This is a genomic window from Actinomadura sp. HBU206391 (genome assembly GCF_014323665.1).
Classification (GTDB): Bacteria; Actinomycetota; Actinomycetes; order Streptosporangiales; family Streptosporangiaceae; genus Actinomadura_C.
Window position 1 is genome coordinate 1 of the sequence record NZ_JABVEB010000132.1, and the last position, 15,322, is coordinate 15,322.

Annotated in this window: 15 protein-coding genes; 8 read left to right on the forward strand and 7 right to left on the reverse strand. The window is 71.6% G+C overall.

Annotated features, from left to right (window positions below; all coding sequences use genetic code 11):
• The 4 genes from HKK72_RS26875 to rimP form a co-directional block, all read right to left on the reverse strand.
• The coding region (locus HKK72_RS26875) for a translation initiation factor IF-2 N-terminal domain-containing protein (RefSeq protein ID WP_187237219.1) at positions 1-880 on the reverse strand (880 nt) is incomplete at its 3' end.
• A 108-nt stretch (positions 881-988) separates the two neighbouring features.
• Positions 989-1,261 carry a YlxR family protein gene (locus HKK72_RS26880; protein WP_315987460.1) on the reverse strand — a complete coding sequence of 91 codons (273 nt, stop codon included), beginning with the start codon at positions 1,259-1,261 and terminating at the stop codon, positions 989-991.
• A 40-nt stretch (positions 1,262-1,301) separates the two neighbouring features.
• A complete protein-coding gene (gene nusA / locus HKK72_RS26885) occupies positions 1,302-2,408 on the reverse strand; it encodes a transcription termination factor NusA (protein ID WP_261987232.1) in 1,107 nt (368 codons plus the stop codon).
• A gap of 25 nt (positions 2,409-2,433) precedes the next feature.
• Positions 2,434-2,970, reverse strand: coding sequence for a ribosome maturation factor RimP (rimP, locus tag HKK72_RS26890; RefSeq protein WP_187237221.1), 537 nt, complete (start codon positions 2,968-2,970; stop codon positions 2,434-2,436).
• 281 nt (positions 2,971-3,251) lie between these two features.
• Between rimP and HKK72_RS26895 the strand changes: the two genes are divergently transcribed.
• Both HKK72_RS26895 and HKK72_RS26900 read left to right on the forward strand, forming a co-directional pair.
• Positions 3,252-3,755, forward strand: coding sequence for a hypothetical protein (locus HKK72_RS26895; protein WP_187237222.1), 504 nt, complete (start codon positions 3,252-3,254; stop codon positions 3,753-3,755).
• On the forward strand, positions 3,752-4,234 hold the full coding sequence (locus HKK72_RS26900; protein WP_315987461.1) for a ferritin-like domain-containing protein: 483 nt from the start codon (positions 3,752-3,754) through the stop codon (positions 4,232-4,234). The genes HKK72_RS26895 and HKK72_RS26900 overlap by 4 nt, the downstream gene beginning before the upstream one ends.
• Here HKK72_RS26900 and HKK72_RS26905 read toward each other — a convergent pair.
• On the reverse strand, positions 4,220-5,899 hold the full coding sequence (locus HKK72_RS26905; protein ID WP_187237230.1) for a proline--tRNA ligase: 1,680 nt from the start codon (positions 5,897-5,899) through the stop codon (positions 4,220-4,222). The genes HKK72_RS26900 and HKK72_RS26905 overlap by 15 nt on opposite strands.
• A 221-nt stretch (positions 5,900-6,120) precedes the next feature.
• Here HKK72_RS26905 and HKK72_RS26910 point away from each other — a divergent pair, with 221 nt between their 5' ends.
• The 4 genes from HKK72_RS26910 to HKK72_RS26925 all read left to right on the forward strand — a co-directional run bounded on the left by HKK72_RS26910 (position 6,121) and on the right by HKK72_RS26925 (position 11,361).
• Positions 6,121-7,284 carry a YbhN family protein gene (locus tag HKK72_RS26910; protein WP_187237223.1) on the forward strand — a complete coding sequence of 388 codons (1,164 nt, stop codon included), beginning with the start codon at positions 6,121-6,123 and terminating at the stop codon, positions 7,282-7,284.
• 151 nt (positions 7,285-7,435) lie between these two features.
• Entirely contained in the window at positions 7,436-8,503 is a 1,068-nt protein-coding gene (locus tag HKK72_RS26915; RefSeq protein ID WP_187237224.1) for an LLM class flavin-dependent oxidoreductase, read from the forward strand.
• Positions 8,500-9,594, forward strand: coding sequence for a hypothetical protein (locus HKK72_RS26920; protein WP_187237225.1), 1,095 nt, complete (start codon positions 8,500-8,502; stop codon positions 9,592-9,594). The genes HKK72_RS26915 and HKK72_RS26920 overlap by 4 nt, the downstream gene beginning before the upstream one ends.
• A gap of 177 nt (positions 9,595-9,771) precedes the next feature.
• Positions 9,772-11,361, forward strand: coding sequence for an AMP-binding protein (locus HKK72_RS26925; protein WP_222721166.1), 1,590 nt, complete (start codon positions 9,772-9,774; stop codon positions 11,359-11,361).
• A 12-nt stretch (positions 11,362-11,373) separates the two neighbouring features.
• Here the strand turns inward: HKK72_RS26925 and HKK72_RS26930 are convergent, their stop codons facing one another.
• Together HKK72_RS26930 and HKK72_RS26935 are read right to left on the reverse strand one after the other, a co-directional pair.
• Positions 11,374-11,799, reverse strand: coding sequence for a Zn-ribbon domain-containing OB-fold protein (locus tag HKK72_RS26930; protein ID WP_187237227.1), 426 nt, complete (start codon positions 11,797-11,799; stop codon positions 11,374-11,376).
• A 29-nt stretch (positions 11,800-11,828) separates the two neighbouring features.
• On the reverse strand, positions 11,829-12,980 hold the full coding sequence (locus HKK72_RS26935; protein ID WP_187237232.1) for a thiolase C-terminal domain-containing protein: 1,152 nt from the start codon (positions 12,978-12,980) through the stop codon (positions 11,829-11,831).
• Between the two features lie 436 nt (positions 12,981-13,416).
• Here HKK72_RS26935 and HKK72_RS26940 point away from each other — a divergent pair, with 436 nt between their 5' ends.
• Both HKK72_RS26940 and HKK72_RS26945 read left to right on the forward strand, forming a co-directional pair.
• Positions 13,417-13,884, forward strand: a complete 468-nt coding sequence (locus HKK72_RS26940; protein WP_410050343.1) for a flavin reductase family protein — start codon at positions 13,417-13,419, stop codon at positions 13,882-13,884.
• Positions 13,877-15,061: an acyl-CoA dehydrogenase family protein gene (locus HKK72_RS26945; RefSeq protein ID WP_187237229.1), complete on the forward strand. Its 1,185-nt coding sequence runs from the start codon at positions 13,877-13,879 to the stop codon at positions 15,059-15,061. Before HKK72_RS26940 ends, HKK72_RS26945 begins: the two co-directional genes overlap by 8 nt.
• Positions 15,062-15,322 lie beyond the last annotated feature (261 nt).

Genomic DNA, 15,322 nt, shown 5'->3' on the forward strand with positions numbered 1-15,322 from the left:
AGGACGGCATGTTCATCGGGCTGGGACGAGGCCCACCCGGCCGCGGCGGCATCGCACCCGGGTTCGGACGCGGGCCACCTGCGCCGGGGCCGCTCGGACGGGTACCGGCCGGCCGGTCGCCACGGGGCGGCCGGTCACCGGACGGACGGTCGGTCCGCGGCGGTCCGGACGGACGCGGCGCGGCCGGCTTGGCCGAGCCCATGCCCGTGTTGGTGGAGCTGAAGGGATTGTTGCCCGGCCGTGGGCCGGTCGGCCGCCGGTCACCGCCTCCCCCTTGCCTGGGGCCCGGACGCGGGCCCGGCTTGGGACCACGCTGGCCCGGCCTGGCACCGGCACCGGGCGCCGGGGCGCCGGGAGACGGCGCACCTGGACCTGGAGCCGGGGCACCGGGAGACGGAGCACCAGGCGCTGGGGCGCTGGGGCTCGGAGCTGGACCGTCGGGCGTGCTCGCGCCTGGACCGGGACGGGGACCTGCCGGTTTCGGAGCCGCTGGGCCCGGCCGGGGCGCAGGCGGCTTCGGCTGCACCGGACGGGGGGCCGAAGCCTGCTGCGGCTCGGGGACACCGCCATCGGCGCTCACCGGAGGCTTCGGCGCCATGGGTTTGGGCCCGGGGGGCCTCGGAGCGGCGGGCTTCTTCGGAGCGGCGGGCCTGCCGCCCGCCTGCGGACGGGCACCGGCGCCCGCGCCGGACCTCTCCGCCGGCTTGGCGGAGGACGATGAATTATTGGAGAACGCTTCTGTGAGCTTGCGAACGACCGGCGCCTCTATCGTCGAGGACGCCGAACGAACGAACTCGCCCATCTCTCGGAGCTTGGCCATGACGACCTTGCTCTCAACACCGAACTCTTTGGCGAGTTCGTATACCCGGACCTTCGCCACTGCACTCCCTACTCGGTCCGGGGGGGCGTCCTCCGGACCGTCGCTACCTTGCCGTACTCATCGCGGCGTGCTCATCGAGCGCTCATAGCAATCTCGACCTGCTTCCGACTAGACGTCGCTTCCATTACCGACCTCCCTGCCGCCGCCCTCGGCGACCAGTGCCTCGAGGTGCTCCCGCAGCGCGCTCACATCGAGCGGCCCCGCCAGGCGAAACGCCCGTGGGAACGCCCGACGACGCTCTGCGAGTTCGAGACAGCCCAGGTCAGGATGCAGTGACGCACCCCGTCCTGGGCGTCGCCCATGAGGGTCGGGGACAATACTGCCCTCGACCGCCACCAGGCGCAGCAGGTCGGACTTGGCCGTGCGAACCCGGCAGCCCACGCAAGTACGCAGTGGGGCCGCATGACCGTCGTGCACGAGTCTACCGCGCCGAAGCGTCCGCGGGCCCGGTCGCATGCTCCCCTGGCGCCGCAGGACCCGCGTCGTGTTGATCTCGATCGCCGAGTTCCTGGTCACCGGCCTGCCGGTCACCGAGCGTCTCCGGCCGGGCCGGTCGTTCCGGCCGGCCACCACTGGATTCGGTGTCGGGACGGATGTCGATGCGCCAGCCGGTGAGCCGCGCCGCAAGCCGCGCGTTCTGCCCCTCTTTGCCGATCGCCAGCGACAGCTGGTAGTCCGGCACGATCACCCGGGCGACCCGGGCGTCGGCGTCGATCACCTCGACGCTGTTCACCCGGGCCGGCGACAGCGCGTTTCCGACGAAGTCCGCGGGTTCCTCGGACCAGTCGACGATGTCGATCTTCTCACCGTGCAACTCGTGCATCACGTTGCGAACACGGCTGCCGAGCGGGCCGATGCACGCCCCCTTGGCGTTGACGCCGGGCTTGCGCGACCGTACTGCGATCTTGGTGCGGTGACCCGCCTCGCGGGCGATCGCCGCGATCTCGACGGTGCCGTCGGCGATCTCCGGGACCTCGAGCGCGAACAGCTTGCGCACCAGGTTCGGATGGGTGCGCGAGAGGGTCACGGAGGGTCCTCTGTGGCCCTTGCGCACCTGCACCACGTAGGCGCGCAGGCGTTCGCCGTGCTCGTAGGACTCGCCCGGCACCTGCTCCTGCGGCGGCAGGATCGCTTCGATCTTGCCGAGATCGACCAGGACGTTACGCGGATCCTTGCCCTGCTGGATCACGCCGGCGACGATGTCGCCCTCGCGCCCGGCGTACTCGCCGAACGTGAGCTCGTCCTCGGCGTCGCGCAGCCGCTGCAGGATCACCTGCTTGGCCGTCGTCGCCGCGATCCTTCCGAAACCGCTCGGGGTGTCGTCGTATTCCCGGAGCGGGTTGCCCTCTTCGTCGGTCTCCGCCGCCCAGACCGTCACATGGCCGCTCTTGCGGTCCAGTTCGACCCGGGCCCTGGTCGCCGCGCCCTCAGTGCGGTGATAGGCGATGAGCAGTGCGTCTTCGATCGCCTTGACGACCAGATCCAGCGAGATGTCCTTTTCACTCTCGAGGCTGCGCAGGGCAGTCATATCGATGTCCACGAGGCTTTCCCCCTTAGTCCTCGTCACCCGTGCCGTCGCGGCGGAACTCCACCTGCATACGGCCACGGCCCAGTTCGTCGAGGCCCAGCCTGCGCTGGTCGCCCTCGACGTCGATGACGACCGCCTCGTCGTCCGCGGCCACCACCCTGCCCTCGATCTCGCCGCCCGCGCCGAGCGGCGCGCGGACCAGCCTGCCCACGGCCCGGCGCCAGTGCCGCGGCTCAGTGAGCGGGCGATCGACTCCGGGCGAGGTGACCTCGAGCACGTACGGTGCCGAGCCCATCACGTCACTTTCGTCGAGCGCCGCCGACACCGCCTGACTGATCTTCGCCACATCATCCAGGTTCACGCCCTCGTCCGCGTCGACCACCAGGCGGACCAGCCGCCTGCGGCCCGCGGGTTCGACCCTGAGCTCTTCCAGATCGAAACCGACCGCGCCGACGATCGGGGTGAGCAGCCCGGTCAGCCGCTGACCTGCCTCGTCGCGCGAGGACGCTCCTGGGGCGCCACGGTCCCTTCGAGCGCGCCCACTCTGGGATTCGACGCTCATGGGACCTCCTTTGTGAAGCCCTGGATGGGGCAATGGGTTCAGGTTTTCGCTATCGGGTCGCTGTGGCGCGCCCGTCGGCCCCTCAAGACTATCGACAGCTGGACTCAGCAGCGCTCTTTCGGTCCGGTCACCGGCGCGTTGACGATCGTTGGGCTCGCGGACGCGCGTCGGCGGCGATCTAGCGGGGCGCTTGTGGGATGCTTGTGAAGCCCCGGGCGCGCGGGACACCCGCCCGTAGCCGTACGGGATCGCCACACCGCACGACGTGTGAGGAGACACGCTTGTCTCGAGCGGGGATCGGCAGGCGCTCGCTTCTCCACGGAGTGGGCGCCCTCAGTCTGCCGATCATTCTCGGTGGCTGCTCGAAGAAACGCCTCGAGGAGCTCAAGCCACAGCCCGACGTGGCCGTTCTGACCGCGGTGATGGCCGCGGAGGAGCAGCTGATCGCCCTTTACGAGGCGATGAGGACGACCCACCCCGAGCTGGGGCGGCGCCTCGATCCGCCTCTCGCCAACCATCGCGATCATCTGTCCGCGCTGCGCCGGCACTACCGGAGCGGCACGGCGCCCAAGAGCCCGAGCGCCTCGGCGTCCGCGCCTCCGCCGCCGGCGGCGGCACCGGACGAACCCGCGCAGGCGCTCGCCACGCTGCGGCTGGCGGAGCGGCAGGCCGCCGCCGCCCGGCTACGGGACGTCGAGCGGGTGCAGCCGGGGTTCGCACAGCTCCTGGCCAGTATCGGAGCCTGCGAGGCGGGCCATGCCATGGTGCTGGCGAGGGTACGGTGAGCGCGGCGAGCGGGCCCGGCGGTGGAAGCGCAGCCACCGCGGCCGACATGGTCCCGGCGTTGCAGGCGGCCCTCGCCGCCGAGCACGCCGCCGTCTATGGCTATGGGGTGCTCGGCGCGCGGCTGCGGGGCGCCCAGCGGCAGAACGCCCGTGACGTCTGGGACGCCCACCGGGCCAAACGCGACCGTCTGAGCTCTTTCATCATCACCCAGAAGGCCGATCCCGTGGCCGCCGCCGCGGCCTACCGCCTGCCGATCCGGCCGACCACCACCACGAGCGCGGTGCAGCTCGCCGCGGCACTCGAGGACCATGTCCTGGCCGCCTACCTCGGACTCGCCGGTGTCGCCGACCCGAAGGTACGGCGCTTCGCCGCGCAGGGGATGCAGGAGGCGATCAACCGGTCGGTGCGGTGGCTCGGCTCCGCGCCGACCTCGGCGTTCCCCGGCATGTCGAAGTCGGCGGTCTCACCCGCGCCCTGACAGCCGCTCCACGATCTCGTCGAGGGCCACCTCGGCGCGAGACCCGGTGACGCGGTCGCGCAGCTCCACGACGCCCTGTGCGAGCCCTCTGCCGACCACCAGGATGGTCGGCACTCCGATGAGCTCCGCGTCGGTGAACTTCACGCCGGGCGAGACACCGGTCCGGTCGTCCACGAGCACGCGGGTCCCCCGCGCCTCGATCTCGCCGGCCAGCTGGAGCGCGACGGAGATCTGGTCCTGCTTGCCGGTCGCCACGACGTGCACGTCGGCGGGGGCCACCTCGGCCGGCCAGCACAGGCCCCGCTCGTCGTGGGTCTGCTCGGCCAAGGCGGCGACCGCGCGCGAGACGCCGATGCCGTACGAGCCCATCGTGACGCGGGCCGGCCGTCCGTCCGGGCCGGACACATCGAGCTCGAAGACGTCACAGTACTTGCGGCCGAGCTGGAAGATATGCCCGATCTCGATCGCCCGGTCGAGGGAGAGCGCGCCACCGCACCGTGGGCAGGGGTCACCGGACCGCGGGGTCGCCACGTCGGCGTAGTCCGGAACCGGAAAGTCACGCCCGCACACCACGTGGCGCGCGTGCCGGTCGATCTCGTTGGCGCCGGTCACCCAGGCGGTGCCGGGGGCCACCCGCGGATCAGCGAGATAGCGCACGTCGGCCGGCAACCCCTGGGGCCCGATGTAGCCCTTGACCAGGTCGGGCCGGTCGGCGAAGGCATCGAAGATCTCTACCGGCCCGAGCACGGCCGCGAGCCGGTCCAGGTCGACGTCGCGGTCGCCGGGGAGGCCGACCGCGACGATCTCTCCGGAGTCCGTGGTGACCAGAAGGTTCTTGAGCGTGGCGGACGCGGGGACGCCGAGGAACTCCGCGAGCGTGTCGATCGTGGGCGTCCCGGGGGTGTCGAGCGCCTCCAGCGGGGGCTGCTCGAGGGTCGCGTCCACCTCGGGCGGCCGCACCTGCACTGCCTCGACGTTGGCGGCGTAATCGCACCGGCCGCAGGTCACGAAGGTGTCCTCGCCGACCGGGGTCGGGGCGAGGAACTCCTCCGACTGGGAGCCGCCCATCGCGCCGGAGACGGCCGAGACGATGCGGTAGCGCAGGCCCAGCCGGTCGAAGATCTGGACGTAGGCGTCGCGGTGCAGGTCGTAGGACTTCCGCAGACCGGCGTCGTCGAGATCGAAGGAGTAGGAGTCCTTCATCAGGAACTCGCGACCGCGCAGGATGCCCGACCGCGGCCTGGCCTCGTCGCGGAACTTCGTCTGGATCTGGTAAAGGATCAGCGGCAGGTCCTTGTAGGAGGAGCACTCCCCCTTGACCAGCTGAGTGAAGATCTCCTCGTGAGTGGGCCCGAGGAGGTAGTCGCCCTCTCTGCGGTCGGTCAGGCGGAACAGCTGCGGCCCGTACTCCCGCCAGCGGCCGGTCGCCTCGTACGGCTCGCGGGGCAGCAGCGCCGGGAGCAGCACCTCCTGCCCGCCCATGGCGTCCATCTCGGCACGGACGATCCGGGTGACGTTCTCGAGCACGATCTTGCCCAAGGGCAGCCATGAGTAGATTCCAGCCGCGACGCGCCGGATGTAGCCGGCGCGGATCAGGAGCTTGTGGCTGGGCACCTCGGCGTCCGCCGGATCCTCACGCAGAGTGCGCAGGAACAGCTGGGACATGCGAAGCACGGGAACTCCTCACGGGTCGGGCCGGTGCTTCAGCTTATCGATCCGGCCCAGCACCGTGGGGGACGCCGCCGGCTCATACATACGGAAGAGCCTTGCAGAATCTACCTACGCGTCAATTATCACTTATAGAGGCTTTTATAACGTTTGACCGGAATATTAGGTTTGCTGGAATAGTTGAACCATCAGGCACGTGAAGGTGCGAGGGAGGTCCTGTGGCTGAGGCGACGCACGCGAAGATATGGCCGGGGCTCCCAGCGCCGCAGTGCGCCGATCCGGAGCGGGCCACCGCCTCTCGACGGTCGGGCGCGCGGCACCGGCTGATCCGGCTGGCGCCCCCGGTCGTCGTCGCCGTCGTCCTCGTGGTGCTCCACGACCACTTGCCCGATCCCGCCGCCATCTGGTCCCTGGTGATCGCGGCCGATCCCGGCTGGCTCGCCCTGGTGATCGTCGCGGAGATCCTCTCGATGAGCGCCTTCGCCCGGCTCCAGCGCAGGCTGCTGCGCACGGGAGGCGTACAGATCTCCCTGCGGCGGGCGTGTGCGGTGACATACGCGGGAAACGCACTCTCGACGACACTGCCGGCCGGCCCCGCGGTGAGCGTCCTCTACTCGTTCCGGCAGTTCCGCCGTGACGGGGCGTCCGCGCAGGTGGCGACCGCGGTGATCCTGCTCGGCGGAGTCGTCACCACGACGGCCTACACCTTCATCGGCGTCGCCGCCCTGCTCGACGAGCACCGGTCGCGTGCACCGACCCTGATCGCCCTGGCCGTCGCGGCCGCACTCGGCGTCGTGTCGTGGCGCAGCGCCAGCGCCCGGCGAGGGCTCCGCGGCCTCATCCGGCGCTGCGCCCGCACCGCGCCGATACAGCGGCACGTCGCGCCGATCGCCGGCTCAGCGGCCGGCATCCGCGAGGTCTTGCGGCTCGGCCGGCGGGACTGGGGCGTGCTCGTCGCTCTCGCCGTCCTCAACTGGATCTTTGAGATCTTGGCGCTCGTCGCCGCCACCCGCGCGCTGGGCCTCGACGTGGCCCCGCACCACATCATGTTCGCCTACTTCGCCGCCCAGGCCGCGGGCAGCCTTCTGCCGCTGCTGCCGGGCGGCCTCGGCGCGATCGAGGCGGGCCTCGTCACCGCCCTCGTCGGCTTCGGGGCCACGGCGGCGCCCGCGGGAGCCGCCGTGGCCGTCTACCGCCTGGTGTCCTTCTGGGCCGTCGTCGCGGTCGGCTGGCTCGCGTGGTTCGCGCTGCGAGCCTCCGACAGGACCGGCCGTGCGCTGCGGGCGCACCCGCCGCGCGCCTGGCGGCCGGCCGTCACCGGCCTCGTCGTGCCGAGGCGCGGCCGCGCGCTCGCACCGGAGGCTCCCGGGCCGCTCGGGTGACGTCTTCCGCCGTCGCCCGGCCCGGCTCTCGCCGTCCCGGCCGGGGCCTGCCCCGGTAGCCGCCGGTCCGTTCCTCGGCGACTTGTTGCGTGTCTTGGCTGCTGCTAGTCTCGCTCCCAAGCGAGCGCTTGGTCACACCAGCGGAGGCTTGATGACGTCCCTACGGGTCAGCGTCGGTTACGAACTCGAGGTGCGCGGGCGGTCACGAGACGTCGAGCGGCGGTCTTTCGAGAACGTCATGGACCAGGTCGTGCTGGCCGACGAACTCGGGTACGACACCGCGTGGTTCGTCGAGCACCACTTCACCCGCGGCTTCTCCCACTCCTCGGCACCCGACCTCGTCCTCGCCGGGCTGTCGCAGCGCACGACGCGGATCCGGCTCGGCCTCGGCGTGGTGCTGCTGCCGTTCCAGTCGCCCATCCGTACGGCAGAGCGGGTCGCGACGCTCGACGTGATCAGCGGCGGCCGGGTGGAGTTCGGCACCGGGCGGGGCGCCTCGCCGCTGGAGTACCAGGCGTTCCAGCGCCCCTTCGAGCAGTCCCGCAGGATCTGGGAGGACACGCTCGAGGCGGTGCTCGCGATCTGGAACGCCGACGGCGAGCCCGTGACACGCGAGCACGAATTCTTCTCCGTCCCCAACGTCGCGGTGTATCCACGGCCGGTGCAGCGGCCGCACCCCACGGTCTGGGTGGCCTCGACCTCGCTGGACGGTTATCTCGCGGCGGCGAGGAACGGCTACAACCTGCTCGGCATGACGATGCTCAAGGGGCTGGACGACGTCGCCCAGGACATCGCCGAGTACAAGCGATGCCTGGCCGACCACGGTCACGACCCCGACACCCGCCGCGTCGCCCTGATGATCCCCTGGTTCGTCGCGCCCACCAGGGACGACGCGATCCAGACCGCGGCCGACGCGGTGCTGTGGTACATCCGCCGGCAGGTCAACCTGGTGACGCCGCCCGACTACTACGACGCCCGGCACGCCACGCACCGGGTGCTCGGGCAACTCGCCGCCGGCATGCCGCCCGCCGAGGCGATGGAGACGCTCCGCCAGCACCACATGGTCGTGGTCGACGACGTCGAGGGCTCGCGCAAGGCGGTCGAGCTCATCCAGGCGGCGGGGGCCACCGACCTGATCCTCCAGGCCCAGGTGGGCGGGCTGGCCCATGACAGCGTCTGCGATTCCATGCGGCTGTTCATGCGGGAGGTCGTCAGTTGAGCTGGGCCACGCGGGACGCCTTCGCCGTCACGCCCCGAGGTGCGGCGGGCCTGCTGCTGCTGTCCCCCGATTCCGAGATCGCGATGCCGCTGGGCTCCGATGACCAGGTGAGCGCCCTAAGCCTGGCGGCGGCCGCCCTGACGGGCGCTGGACTCGACGGGTCCGACCGGGTCGTGGTGGCGCTGAACAACGACGGCGAACTGACCGGTTCGCTGATCGCCCAGGCCGCCGCGTCCGTCGCAGACGCCGCGGCGTCTGTCGGGCCGCGTGGGCGGATGCGGCTGCACCGCGCGCTGGAGACCGTACGGGCGACCACCCTGATCACCACGCCCACCGGAGCGATGGACCTGCTCGCACGGCTCCACCTGGAGTTCCTCATCGACCCGCTCGATCTGGAACTGCGGCATGTCCTGCTCACCGGCGAGATCGCATCACCGGGGACCCAGGATCAGCTCGCGTCGGAGTTCGACGCCTCGGTGACCGACCTGTACACCGATCCGTTCGCCGGAGTGCCGGTGGCCTATCGCCGGGCCGGGCAGGCGTTCCTCACGCCCGTGCGCGACGGGTTGCTCGGGCTGGCGCCGCTGGACAAGGACGCCGTGCTCGACCCGCCCTACCCCGAAGGGCTCGGCGAGGTGGTCGCGTGCCCGGACTGGCATTCCTCCCTGCGCGGATCGTTCCTGCGCACCGGTCAGGTCGTGAGACTGGCCGGGGGTGAGGAGGGGCTGCCGGCGCCGGCGCACACGGTGGGCGAGCACGTGCTCGTCCGCGGCCGATGGGTGTCGGTGCCGAGGATCGCGGGCGCTCTGTCCCGGGTGGACGGGATCAGTCATTGGGAGCTGCGGATCAGCCGGGCCGGCACGCTCGACGCCGCCGCCCTGCACGTCACCTTCGATCGCGGCACTCTCATCGAGAACCCGATGTGGAGGTCGCGGATCGCGCAGGCGCTGGCCGCCCTCACCCCGGTGTCGATCGAGGTGGTCGTCGAACCCGAGATCTCGGCCGACCGGCGGCCGGGATCGGTGACCGATCTCCGCGGCCATCACCTCGCCCGCGACCGCACGGCCGTGGCCGGCCCGCCAGGCCCCTAACGCCCGGCACAGATCACCTCGAGGGCTCGCCCGGAACAGCACGAGTCCCGAGACAGAACGAGCCCGAACAGAACGAGAGAGCACAGTAAGAGATCACCGCCAGCGGGAGAAGAGACACAGGTCGGGAGGTGGCCCGTGGAGCTACGACCGGTGCCGGCGTGGGGTACGATCCCGCGGATGCTGCGGGACCAGGCCACCGGCCATGGTGACAGCGAGGCCGTGGTGGCCGGGGCGGTGCGGCTCACCGTCGCCGAGCTGGCGCGGCGGGCGGGCGAGGCCGCGCGGGGTCTCATCGCACTGGGCGTCTCCCCCGGCGATCGGGTCGCGATCTGGGCGCCGAACACTCCCGAGTGGGTGATCAGCGCGTACGGGCTGTGGGACGCGGGCGCGGTGGTGGCGCCGCTGTCGACCCGGTTCAAGGGCATCGAGGCCGGCCGGCTGCTCCGCAGGGTCGGCGCGAAGGTGCTGCTCGTCGCCGAAGGGTTCATGGACGCCTCCTTCCTCGGCATGCTGGCCGAGGCCTGCGGCGAGCCGGAGGCGGGCCGGCCGTTCGGCGGGCTTCCCGAGCTGCGGCATGTGATCACCTTCGGCCGGTCCCCGTCCCCGGCGGCGCAGCGCCCCGGCGTCCTGTCGTGGGCGGAGTTCCTTGCGCATGGCGAGGCGGTGCCGGCGGAGGACGCCGAGCGGCGCGCGCTGGCCGTACGCGAGGACGATCTGGCGGAGATCATGGCGACCTCGGGCACGACGGGCGAGCCGAAGGGCGTCATGCTGCCGCACGCGCAGTTGCTGCGCGGCTACTGGGACTGGGCCGAGATCGTCACGCTGCGCGAGGAGGACCGCTACCCGATCATCGCGCCGTTCTCGCACGGATTCGGCATCAACGCCGGGCTGCTCGCCTGCGTGCTCAAGCGCGCCACGATGATCCCGGTGGCGGTGTTCGCGCCCGACGAGCTCATGGACCTGATCGAACAGGACCGGATCAGTGTCCTGGCCGGCCCCCCGACGCTCTTCCACCGCATCCTCGACGAACTGGCGACGGCCGGCCGGGACGTGTCCTCGCTGCGGGTGGCGATCTGCGGCGCCGCCGCCGTGCCCCCCGAGCTGATCCGCCGGCTGCTCGACCGGGTCGGCCTGGAACGGATGATCAACGCGTACGGCCTGATGGAGGGAACGGTCGTCTCGATGACCCGGGCCGAGGATCCGGTCGAGGTCATCGCAGGATCGACCGGGCGGGCCGTCCCCGGCGTGTCCCTGCGGATCGTCGGCGACGACGGGCGGGACCTTCCGCGCGGAGAGCGCGGCGAGATCCTCGTCGGCGGGTACGGCGTCATGTCCGGGTACTGGGAGGACCCGGAGAGGACGGCGGAGGCCGTCGACGGCGACGGCTGGCTGCACACCGGCGACATCGGCGTGCTGGACGAGCACGGCAATCTGGCCGTCGTCGACCGCAAGAAGGAGATGTTCATCGTCGGCGGCTTCAACGCCTACCCCGCCGAGATCGAGGCTCTGCTGCTGCACCATCCCGACGTGGCGCAGGCGGCGGTCATCGGCGTGGCCGACGAGAGGCTCGGCGAGGTCGGCTGGGCCTACGTCGCGCCGCGCCCGGGAGCGGCCCCCGACCCCGGCGGCATCATCGCCTGGGCCCGCGAGAACATGTCCAACTACAAGGTGCCGCGCCGTGTGATCGTCGTGGACTCGCTTCCGGCCAACGTCAACGGCAAGATCGACAAACCGGCGCTACGCGCTCGTGCCGCCGCGGCGCGATGAACCGCCCGCGCGTCACAGCGGGCGCCACTGGACGAGGGTGAAGCCCTTGCCGTCGTCGCCCGTCGCGTCAACGAACACCGCCTCGACCGGCAGGCCGGGCACGAGGTCATCGACGCCGGCCGCCACGAGGTTGCCGTACATGAAGACGTCGTCGGCGTCGTCGAGCCTGACCATCAGCACCGCGAACGGCACCTCGTCGGCCATCCCGGGCAGGAAGACCTGGTGGTTGACGATCCAGCTGTAGACCCGGCCGGTGCCCATGGCGGGCACCCACGCCGACTCCCGTGATCGGCAGCGGTTGCAGATCGCGCGGGCGGGGAAGCGCGGTACGCCGCAGCCGCCGCAGCGCTGAAGCAGCAGTTCGTGCCGCCGCACCGCCTCCCACCAGGGCGCCGAGTCGCGGTCCGGCCACGGCCGGGGACGTCGCGCCAGACTCACCCTCCGCTCCCCTCGCTCTCGGTCATCGGTCATCGGTCCGCGCGCAGGATCAGGGCGGAGGTGCCCGCCAGGACGTATCCCGGCTGCGCGGTCGACAGCGCCACCTCGGCGCCCGGCACCTGCCGCTCGCCCGCGGTGCCGCGCAGTTGCGACACCGCCTCGGCGACGTGGTTGAGTCCGTGTACGTAGCCCTCGGACAGGAATCCGCCATGGGTGTTCACCGGCAAGGTCCCGTCCAGGGCGGTCGCGCCCGAGGCGACGTATGGTCCGCCCTCGCCCTTCGGGCAGAAGCCGTAGTCCTCCAGCTGCACCAGCACGGAGTAGGTGAAGCAGTCGTAGATCTCGGCGACGTCGATGTCCGCGGGGCCCGCTCCGGCCATGGCGTACAGGCGCGGTGCGACGCGGGCCGCCTCCGAGACGGTGAGGTCGGTGCCGGTGCCGGACATGAAGCTGTCGCCGCCGCCCCAGACCGCCCCCGATATGAGCACGGGGGGGCGGGGCAGGTGGCGGGCCCGCTCGGCCGAGGTGACGACGACCGCGCAGGCACCGTCGGTCTCCAGGCAGCAGTCCAGCAGCCGCAGCGGCTCGGCGATCCAGCGCGAGGCCAGATAGTCCTCCAGGCTGAGGGGGTCGCGTTTGAGCGCCCTGGCGTTCTTGGCCGCGTTGGCCCGCTGGTTCACCGCGATGTGCCCGAACTGCTCGTGGGTGGTTCCATAGGCGTTCATGTGCGCCCGCGCGCACATCGCGAATTGCTGCGGCGGCGCGAAGTAGCCGTACGGCGCCTGGTACTGCGCGTCGAAGATCGGTGCCGGCCCGCGGCCCGTGCCGCCCATGCGGAACTCCGACCGCGCGTTGATCGCTCGGTAGCAGACCACCGTCGTCGCCATGCCGGCCGCCACCGCCATGGCCGCCTGCCCGACCACCGAATGGGAGACGCTGCCGCCGCCGAACTGGTCGAGGTACCACGTGACCTCCGGGACGCCGAGCGCGGGGGCGACCACCCAGGGCGGGGTGGAGTCGCCGACACGGTGGGTGGCGAGCGCGTCGACGTCGTCGACGGTGAGCCCGGCGTCGTCGAGGGCCGCGAGGATCGCGTCGGCGGCGAGGGTGAGGGTGGACACCCCCGAGTCCTTGCTGAACGGGGTGTAGCCGACGCCGGCGATGGCCGTCCGGTCCCGCATGGTCCCCGAACCCACGACGTCCCCTCTCCCGCGACGGTCCGTGGCGCGCCCGCCGGAAACCTAGCAAGCGCTTGGCCAAGAGCCAAGCATCCGCGTGCGGGCGCTGTCAACGTCTCACCTCCGTCCAGCGACCTAGGACCTCTCCGACCTTCGACCGATCTCGGCCGCGCGCCGGAATGACCCCGGCGACCAGGCACTTGACCCATGAGGCGGCACGGGGTGGCGGGCGATCGGCTTGACACTGCGATCCGCGCCCGCCTATCGTCCAAGCAAGCGCTTGGCTAAGAGAAGGGAACGGGTCATGGCCGACGGTGCATACGCCACCACGGCACCCGCATACGACTCGGCCGATCGCCCCTCCGGCTCCGGCGCGCGACGCCGGCTGCGCGGCACCGGCAACGGATCCTCGGGCGCACCGGTCACCGATATCGACAGCATGCGGTTCCGGTCGGTGCTCGGCCGCTTCGCCACCGGTGTGGTGGCCATCACCGCGATCGCTCCCGACAGCGGCCGGCCGGCCGGGCTGGCCGCGAACTCGTTCACCTCGGTGTCGCTCGACCCGCCGCTCGTCGCCTTCTGCGTCGCGCACACGAGCACGACGTGGCCGCGGCTGCGCAGCGCCGACCGGCAGTGCGTCAACATCCTCAGCCGACCGCAGCTCGACGTCTGCGTGAGGCTCGCGGCCAAGGGCGGCGACAAGTTCGCCGACCTCGAATGGACCCCCTCGCCTGGCGGCGGCCCCGTGCTGAAGGAGGCGCTGGCCTGGATTGAGTGCTCGGTCGAGAGCGAGTACGTCGCCGGCGACCACACGATCGTCGTCGCCCGCGCGCACCACCTCGACAAGCACCACGAGACCGACCCGCTGCTGTTCTACAAGGGGGAGTACGGCAGCTTCGATGGCTGACCCCGCCGATCACGACGGCAGCCGCCTCGACCGATTCCGTGCCGAGGTGCGCGGCTGGCTGACGCGGAACCTGGCCGGCGAGTTCGCCGGCGCGCGGGGGCTCGGCGGCCCCGGTCGCGAGCACGAGGGCCACGAGGTACGCCTGGCGTGGGAACGGCTGCTCGGTGAGGCCGGCTGGACCTGCCTGGGCTGGCCCGTGGAACACGGTGGACGCGACGCCGCCGTGGACGAGCAGGTGGTCTTCTTCGAGGAGTACGCCCGAGCGGACGCCCCGCAGCGCGTGGGGCACATCGGCGAGGGGCTGATCGGCCCCACGATCATCGACTTCGGCACCGACGAGCAGAAGCGCCGCTTCCTCCCGCCGATCCGGCGCGGCGAGGAACTGTGGTGCCAGGGCTACTCCGAGCCCGAGGCCGGGTCGGACCTCGCGGGGGTCCAGACGAGGGCCGAGCTGGTCGACGGCGACTGGGTCGTCCATGGGCAGAAGGTGTGGACGTCGCTCGCCCACGTCGCCGACTGGTGCTTCGTCCTGTGCCGTACCGAACCGGGGTCGCAGCGCCACAAGGGGCTGTCCTACCTGCTCGTGCCCATGAGACAGCCTGGCGTCGAGGTGCGCCCCATCATCCAGCTGACCGGCACCAGCGAGTTCAACGAGGTCTTCTTCGACGGCGCCCGGACCGCCGCGGGCAACATCCTCGGCGCGCCCGGGGAGGGCTGGCGGGTCGCGATGGCCACGCTCGGGTACGAGCGAGGGGCGTCGACCCTGGGTCAGCAGATCGGCTTCCGCCGGGAGCTCGACCGCGTCATCGAGACGGCACGCGCCAACGGCTCGGCCGCGGACCCGATCCTGCGGAGCCGACTCGCCCAGGCGTGGATCGAGCTGGAGATCATGCGCTTCAACGCGCTCCGCACGATGCGGTCCCTGGCCGCGGGCGAACCCGGCCCGGAGGTCTCGATCGCCAAGCTCTTCTGGTCCGAGTGGCACCGCAGGCTCGGCGAGCTGGCCGTGGACGTCCAGGGCGCCGCGGGCATGGTGGCGGCGAGCGCCGAACCCTACGAGCTGACCGCCGCACAGCGCCTGCTGCTCTTCAGCCGGGCCGACACCATCTACGCCGGGTCGAGCGAGATCCAGCGCAACATCATCGCCGAACGCACCCTCGGCCTGCCCAGATCGTGACCGCACGGGCTCCGCGCAGCCCGCTCCCGCCCGCAAGATCCGGGATATCTTGCGCATATGCCAACCGGAGACGGTCAGGGAGCATCTAACCCCGTCGGTGACGGTCCGCAGGAACCCCACGGGCCAGAGGGGGAAGGTGAAGAGGCGGTGCAGACTCCAGAGGAGACGGCGGACGCGGAAGCCACGCCGGCCACGCCGAGCATCGAGCCGTCCGGCCGCCCGGGCACGATCGAGATGCCACGGCCGAAGAGGCCGGTCTCG